General features: G+C 58.2%; 7 protein-coding genes. 6 read left to right on the top strand and 1 reads right to left on the bottom strand.

Annotation, left to right across the window (positions count from 1 at the left end):
- The 5 genes from ACX80D_RS09605 to ACX80D_RS09585 all read left to right on the top strand — a co-directional run.
- Positions 1-1933 (top strand): HNH endonuclease signature motif containing protein (locus ACX80D_RS09605; protein WP_459322432.1); only part of this gene is annotated, 1933 nt, incomplete at its 5' end.
- 181 nt (positions 1934-2114) lie between these two features.
- Positions 2115-4052, top strand: coding sequence for a penicillin-binding transpeptidase domain-containing protein (locus ACX80D_RS09600; protein WP_459322431.1), 1938 nt, complete (start codon positions 2115-2117; stop codon positions 4050-4052).
- A 60-nt stretch (positions 4053-4112) separates the two neighbouring features.
- The gene (locus tag ACX80D_RS09595) at positions 4113-4394 is read left to right on the top strand and encodes a DivIVA domain-containing protein (protein ID WP_459322430.1); all 282 of its coding nucleotides are present in this window, start codon (positions 4113-4115) and stop codon (positions 4392-4394) included.
- A 146-nt stretch (positions 4395-4540) separates the two neighbouring features.
- Positions 4541-5251, top strand: a complete 711-nt coding sequence (locus ACX80D_RS09590) for an NUDIX hydrolase (RefSeq protein ID WP_459322429.1) — start codon at positions 4541-4543, stop codon at positions 5249-5251.
- Between the two features lie 53 nt (positions 5252-5304).
- Entirely contained in the window at positions 5305-5514 is a 210-nt protein-coding gene (locus ACX80D_RS09585; protein WP_459322428.1) for a PLDc N-terminal domain-containing protein, read from the top strand.
- A 19-nt stretch (positions 5515-5533) separates the two neighbouring features.
- Here ACX80D_RS09585 and ACX80D_RS09580 read toward each other — a convergent pair whose 3' ends face one another.
- Complete coding sequence (locus ACX80D_RS09580; protein WP_459322427.1) at positions 5534-6529, bottom strand: malate dehydrogenase; 996 nt, start codon at positions 6527-6529, stop codon at positions 5534-5536.
- 190 nt (positions 6530-6719) lie between these two features.
- On the opposite strand from ACX80D_RS09580, the gene ACX80D_RS09575 reads away from it, so the two are divergent.
- Positions 6720-6941 (top strand): hypothetical protein, encoded by a 222-nt coding sequence (locus ACX80D_RS09575; protein WP_459322426.1) that lies wholly within the window; start codon positions 6720-6722, stop codon positions 6939-6941.
- Positions 6942-7299 lie beyond the last annotated feature (358 nt).

Below are 7299 nucleotides of genomic sequence, written 5' to 3'. Positions count from 1 at the left end.
TTTTCAGAGTCAGGTTTCTGAGGCTGGGTTGGCTACTGAGGTGTCGTTCGCGTTAGGGATTCCGGAGCCTACTGCGGCGTCGTTGATGGAGCACAGTGTGGTGTTGGTGCGCGAGCGTCCGGCAGTATTAGAGGGGTTGGCGGCGGGGGAGTTGTCGTGGCGTCATGCGGTGGCGATCAATGAGGAGATCGCGACGTTGGGGTCTATGGGTAGTTCGTCGGTGGTGGATGAATCGGTGTTAGAGGAGCGGTTGTTGTTTCTGGCTCCGGGGACTACGGCGTGTTCGTTTGTGGGGAAGGCTCGTCGGGCCAGGGAGAAGATGTTTCCGGAGAGTATTCCGGTGCGGGTCAAGGAGGCTTTCGCGAAGCGGAAGCTCAGTTGTGATGTGGGTGCTGACGGGATGGCGTGGTTGGGGTTACATATGCCGGCGGTGAGTGCTTCAGGGATTTATACCCGATGTACTAGGTTGGCGCGGGCGATCAAGGCTGATGGTGTGCGGGCGCAGCGTGAGGCGGATGCTGCTGGTACGGGCCAAGATGTGCGTGAGCGTAGGACTCTGGCGCAGTTACGGGTTGATATTGCTGCGATTCTGCTTCTAGGGCAGAAACTCCCGGCCACGGCCACCGGATTACTCGACGACGCCGAAGCCACCCTCAACACCGCCACCGCCACCGGCACTCCCGCCCCAGGAACAGAACCAGCCACCACGTCAACAGAACCCACAACCGGCACTGGCACCAGCCCTGAAACTGGCTTTAGCAATGGTTCCGGGTCTCGTTCTGGTGCTGATTCCGGTGCTGGTTCTCGTTCTAGCGTTGATTGTGGCGGTTCTGGAGGACTCGGTAACCCAACCAGACCCGATAGCTCTAGCTCTAGCTCTAACGCCGGCTCTAACGCCGGCTCTAGCTCGGGTGCTGGTTCTAACGCCGGCTCTAGCTCGGGTGCTGGTTCTAGCTCTACTGCTAGTGCTGATTCTGGTGTTGATTCAGGTCTTTCGGCTGCGGAGCTCTATTTCGCTAGTGACCCTGCAGACCCTCCCGATCCGGGGGATCATAGCGATCTGGATGATCCTTCTGAGGGCGCCGACCTGACAGACCTTCCTGACCTTCCTGACCAAGCTGATCCTCCTGACCATAGCGATCCGCCCGATCCTGCAGTACCGCTTGCCCCGCCTGATGCTGCTGATGTGCTTGGTGTGGTGGGGGATGGTTCTGGGTTGGTTGATGGTGTGGTGGATGGGATTGTGGAGGATCCGAATGCTGAGTATTTGCAGCAGCTTGCTGAGTTGGCGGGTAATGGTGTGTTGGTGGATCCGCCGATGCCGGAGGCGTTGGTGTTGGTGAAGGTCCCGTTCTTGGGGTTGTTGGGGATTACGGATGAGCCGGCGGAATTGGTGGGTCCTCAGGGTGGTCCGGTGCCGGAGGAGATAGCGCGGAAGTTGTTGAGTAATGGTTCTTCGTTCTTGCGGGTGTTGACTGATCCGATCACGGGGGAGGCGTTGCCGTTGGAGCCGCAACGGTACACGTTGCGGGCTGCGGAACGGGCGGTGTTGCAGGCTTTGGCTGGGTGTTGTTATGTACCGAATTGTCCTAATCCAGTAATGGATACGGAATTAGATCATTTACGGGCTTTTGAATTTGGTGGGCCTTCGGTAATGGCTAATTTACGTCCAGCGTGTAAACGTCATCATTTAATGAAGCACTTCAAGGATGATAAGAATCGTCGTGGTCGTCGGCGGAGTATTGATGAACCAGAACGGGCCGGGATCCGGTTGCGGGGCTGGACGCCGAAGCTCACCAAGGATGGGCGGATCGGCTGGATCACGCCCAGTGGTAAATACCGGCCACCGCTAAATACCGAACCAGACCGGCCCGAATACCCGAAATGGCTCAAGAAACTCATCAGCAAAACCACCAAAAAACCAAGCGACTAGCCATCCAGCTAGTCGATCGGCAAAAGACTATCCGGCTGGACAAGCCCTGTTTGTCCAGAGAGATCAACGTCTACGCCGGGAGCAAGTCAGATCCTCAGTATTCATTCAAATCCGGGTCAGTCGCCGCCAACCCCACCGTGTCAGAGCGGTAGGCTAAATCTCAAACTACGTCAGGGAGCCCATGTTTCGTCACATCACCGGTATCTTGCTAGTCCTTGGGCTTGCTGTTGGAGGAAGTGCCTGTTCTCCACCCGATGACGGCACGTCCACGGCAGATGCTTTGGCCACGGCGCTGACCTCCCACACTGTGGGCGATTTGAGTTTCGATAAGCCCTCCACCGACGTACAAAAAGAACTCACAGATCTTGCCAAGGACATTGATCCGGTGTGGCCAACAGTGGCTGTCAGCGGTGTTGAGATCAATGAAGACACTGCTCGCGTGTCGCTGAAATACACATGGAAACTGCCGAAGGTTGAAAAAACCTGGACGTACTCAACCGGTGCCGATATGAAGCGCGACGGACGTGGCTGGGATATCACCTGGTCTCCGGAAATGGTTCAACCGGATCTCCAAGCGGGGGAGCGATTCCAGATCAGCACCACGGAGAGTGAACGGGCAGGAATTCTTTCCGCCGATGGTGAGGCCATCATGAAGGAAAGGCCTGTTCACATTGTCGGTATCAACAAGGACGGTTTGAGTGAGCCGGAAGCCGATGCATCCGCTAAGGCGTTGGCGGCAGCTCTGGACATTGACGCCGAGGCCTACGCCGCAAAGGTCAAGGCTTACGGGCCCGTGGCTTTCGTCGACGCCATCACTCTGCGCGAGGATGCCTTCAAGGCGTTGAACCAGGACAAACTCAAAACAATCGCCGGAATTCTCGTTGTGCCGGACACCATGCCGTTGGCGCCATCTCGTACCTTTGCTTCAGCGATTCTCGGCACGGTGCATGAAGCCACAGCGGAGGACATCGAAAAGTCGGAGGGCAAGATTGTCTCCGGTCAGATGGTTGGAACCGGCGGCCTGCAAGATGCTTTTGATGCCCAACTATCCGGTACCCCCGGGGTAACCATCAGCGCAGTACCGGCTGCGGTTGATCCGGCTCCCACTGCAACTGCTACGGACGACGCCGGGGCCACACCGGCCGCCCCCGCCTCACCACCGCGCCCCCTCTTGATCGTTGACCCCATCAAGGGCAAGGACGTGAAAACCACGTTGGTTCCTAGCATTCAAAGTGCGGCAGAAGCGGCACTTGAGAGTGTAAAAACACCCAGTTCAATTGTGATTATGCGCCCTTCCACCGGCGCAATTCTGGCCTCGGCCAATGGTCCTGACAGCAACGGCTACAACACAGCGTTCCTGGGACAGTACGCCCCGGGTTCCACCTTCAAGATGGCTACCTCGCTGGGATTGCTGCGTATGGGGATGGGACCGGAATCAACAGTGAGCTGTACGCCTGAGTTCACTGCTGACGGCAAGAAGTTCCTCAACGCACCCGGCTATGCGCCCGAGGTGACGGGTGAGGTGTCCTTGACCACCGCCGTCGCACATTCCTGCAATACCGCTTTTGTCTCCCAGTTTGAAAAACTCTCGCAGGAGCAGTTGGCTGACGCCGCTGGAGCTTTGGGGATCGGCATGGTCAATGACCTGGGCTTGGATGCCTACATGGGCGCTGTGCCGCGTGATTCCAAGGGAACCGAGCATGCAGCGTCGTTGATCGGACAAGGCAAAGTGCTGACCTCGCCGCTGGCCATGGCCACCATGATGTCCTCCATGGTTAAGGGTTCCATGGTGGTGCCCGTTCTCGTGGATGGCCATGACGGCAAAGCCAAAGCTGCCGACGGTGCTGCCCTGACGGTCAAAGAAGCCGGTGACCTGCGCACCATGATGCGGGCTGTAGTGACTGATGGCTATTTGTCTACCCTGGCTGATCTGCCCGGTGCCGAAGCGATTGGAAAGACGGGAACGGCCGAATTTGGCTCAGAAACCCCGCCACGCACCCATTCATGGGTCATTGCCGCTCAGGGCGATATTGCCGTGGCCGTCTTTGTCGAAGACGGGGATTTGGGGGCCATCACGGGAGGGCCGCTGGCCAAGGCAGCCTTGTTGGCGGCACAATGACGGACGAATAGACTCATATTCGCTGAGAAGAATTACTAAGAGGAATTGCAGAGGAGGATCATGCATAGTTCGGACATAAATAAGGTCAAGTTTTCGATGACCAAGTTCCGTGCCGGCTACGAGATGTCAGAAGTAGACGCTTTTCTGGATAGCTTGCAGAAATCCCTTCTTCAGTGGGAAGCCGGCCGCGCTGGCACGATCCTCGCGGGAGAGGTGGTGCACCAACGATTCTCCGTCACTAAGTTTCGCAACGGCTATGACCAAGACCAAGTCGATGACTTCCTTGATCAGGCCACCGCTACCTTGCAGGCACATGAAAAGGGCAGCAACCCGGGCTACTGACCGGATCGGAGGGAGCCCCAATCGGCAGATGAGCCAGATAGTCGGCCCCCTGCGACCGTGGCTGTCCAGGCAAGTCATGATGAACTGCACCAATGATTTGCAGGCCACGCGCATGCATTGACCACGGCAATGGATAGGCTGTCTGAATGGAGACAGTTGCACAGCTTGCACCGTTGGAAGATGCTTGCACCGTGGTCCTTTTGCGTGACGGTGCTTCAGGGTTGGAGACGCTGTTGCTGGAGCGACCCGCTAGTAGCCGCACCTTTGGTGGTGCGTGGGTTTTCCCTGGTGGGAAGGTCGATCCCGAAGACCGCGTTGACGGTTTCGGAAGCGTAGTGGATGAGCTTGCTGCGGCCCGCGCTGCCGGGCTGCGTGAATTAGCAGAAGAGACCGGGCAGCAACTTGATCCAGAGGAGCTGATCTGGGTCTCGCAGTGGATCCCCATGCAGGCCATCCCGCGCCGGTTCCGTACCTGGTTCATGGTGGCGCCGGCAGCGCCTGGTCAAATTGTGCTCAACCCGGATGAACACGACCGTTACGCCTGGCTCACCCCCGCCCAAGCACTTGAACGGCATGCCCGGGGAGAGATGACGCTCGTTGCTCCCACTTGGGTCACTTTGCACAACCTCGACGGCGTCGCATCCGTGGCTGATGTGCTGGCGGACGCGAGAGCTGGCGCCGCCACAAAATACAACAGTCACCTTCTGGTATCCGAAACGGGAAACCGTGCAGACGGAGTGCTCTGGGCCGGTGACGAAGCCTACCCAGCCGCGGACGGTATGGACGCAGTTCCCGGGGCGAGGCACAGACTTATCACCACCGCATTGCCTTGGGTTTTTGAACATGCGATTCTTTGAGCACGGCACGTGCGCGAGGCTATAGAAAACTACAAAAGATCAAGGGACGGGTCATGAAGAAGCAATGGAAAGACTTGAGCAAAGGAAAGCGTGGCATGATGGTTGCCGCCGGAATTCTCCAGCTGACGCTTCAGGCAGCCGCACTGCGGGACATCGCCACGAGAAGCCCGGCGCAGGTCAATGGATCAAAAGCGGGGTGGGTGGCGGCGTCGTTCATTAACTTCTTCGGGCCGCTTGCCTACTTTGCCAAAGGCCGGAAGTAGTAAGTGCCAAAATAGTTGCTCAGAGCAAACCCAGTGCGGCTACGGCGTCCCTTTCTGATTGGAGCTCCGCCACGGAGGCGTCAATGCGGGCGCGCGAGAATGAGCTGATCTCCAAGCCCTGCACAATGCTGTAGTTGCCGTTTGCTGTGGTGACAGGGAATGAGCTGACCAGGTCCTCGGGCACGCCGTAGGAACCGTCGGAGGGGACCGCCATGCTGGTCCAATCGTCTGCGGGGGTGCCGTGGATCCACAAACGCATGTGTTCGATGGCCGCATTGGCGGCCGATGCTGCCGATGATCCGCCGCGCACGGAGATGATCTCGGCCCCGCGTTTGGCCACTCGGGGGATGAACTCCTCGGCAATCCAGGACTCCTCCACCAATGAGGTCGCGGGCGCTCCGCCTGCCGTGGCATGGCTTATGTCTGGGTACTGGGTGGCCGAATGGTTACCCCAGATGGCCACGTTCTTGATGTTCGAAACAGCGAATCCGGTCTTGGCGGCCAACTGCGCTACAGCCCTGTCGTGATCCAGTCGGGTCAGTGCCGTGAAGCGCGACGCCGGGATGTCGGGTGCGTGGGACGCCGCAATGAGGGCGTTGGTGTTGGCGGGGTTGCCCACCACCAGGGTCTTGATGTTGGGCGCAGCGCCGGCATTCAGTGCCTGGCCTTGAACCGAGAAGATACTGCCATTGGCGTTGAGGAGATCGGCGCGCTCCATACCTGGCCCGCGCGGACGTGAACCCACCAGCATGGCGATGTTGGCGCCCTCAAACGCCTTGATCGGATCGTCGAAAACCTCCAAACCCGCCACCAGTGGGAATGCGCAGTCCATCAGTTCTAAGACTGTTCCTTCAGCGGCTTTTGCGGCCTGCGGGATTTCTAGCAGATTGAGCTTGACCGGCACATCCGGGCCCAACATGGCCCCCGATGCAATCCGGAAAAGCAACGCATAACCGATCTGGCCAGCGGCGCCGGTGACGGTGACAGTAACAGGGGCAGGAGCATGTGCATTCATGGCGTCAGTCTAGCCCCGGCTGCTCCGCTTGAGCAGCGTTGTCTAACCATAAACAGTGAGCCTCATCCGTAGAGTTGGACAACGGTCCGGAACGAGCAGACACTGCTGGATGGGCCAGGTACCGGCTGACACGCCGGTTCTGCCAGAACCGTTCTGACTATTCGTAGCCCCGGTCGAGTTCGACACTTTAGTGGTTCCAGAGGTCAAAGATGCCTATATTGCCGCTCTCTGCGCCTCCGGGCAGGAGCTCGCGTACAAGAAATATGCGGGCCAGGGCCCCTCTGGTGTCGTTACCGATGGTTCAGCGCTGCTCGAGGATTTGATCGAGTGGACCAAGGCCCGCATTGCCGGCGACTCAGCCGAAACTAACGGCAGCGCGCTGCCGAGGGCACTACTTTATTGCAGTGGTTGAACACTGTGAATGCTCCGGCCAGCAGCAATAGCAATCCGCCCAACAGGAACTGAGCGCTGCATGCACCTGTCATGGTCAGTTCTTTAATTGGATTCAGTTGCATCTCAGTGGGAATCTTCACCGGTGACGTTCGCACTGTTTATTTCTGCAGAGACATTGGTCGGGAGCTTGGCCGGTGGCGTCACCATAGAAGAGAAGAGTTATAGACGTGAACAGAGTTTGATTCCTTCGGCAGTTTCAAATCTTTTCGCGGTGAAGGCTTAGCGATTGGATGCCATTGGACGAGGCGTGGGTGAAAATCAGTCTCGAAAACATCTTAGGGTCACCCCTCCGTGGCTCCAGGCAGTTCCGGGCAGCA

This window comes from Arthrobacter sp. Sr24 (assembly GCF_054511175.1).
The sequence above is the reverse complement of the archived record's forward strand: the minus strand, read 5'-3'. Positions and strand labels throughout refer to the sequence as shown.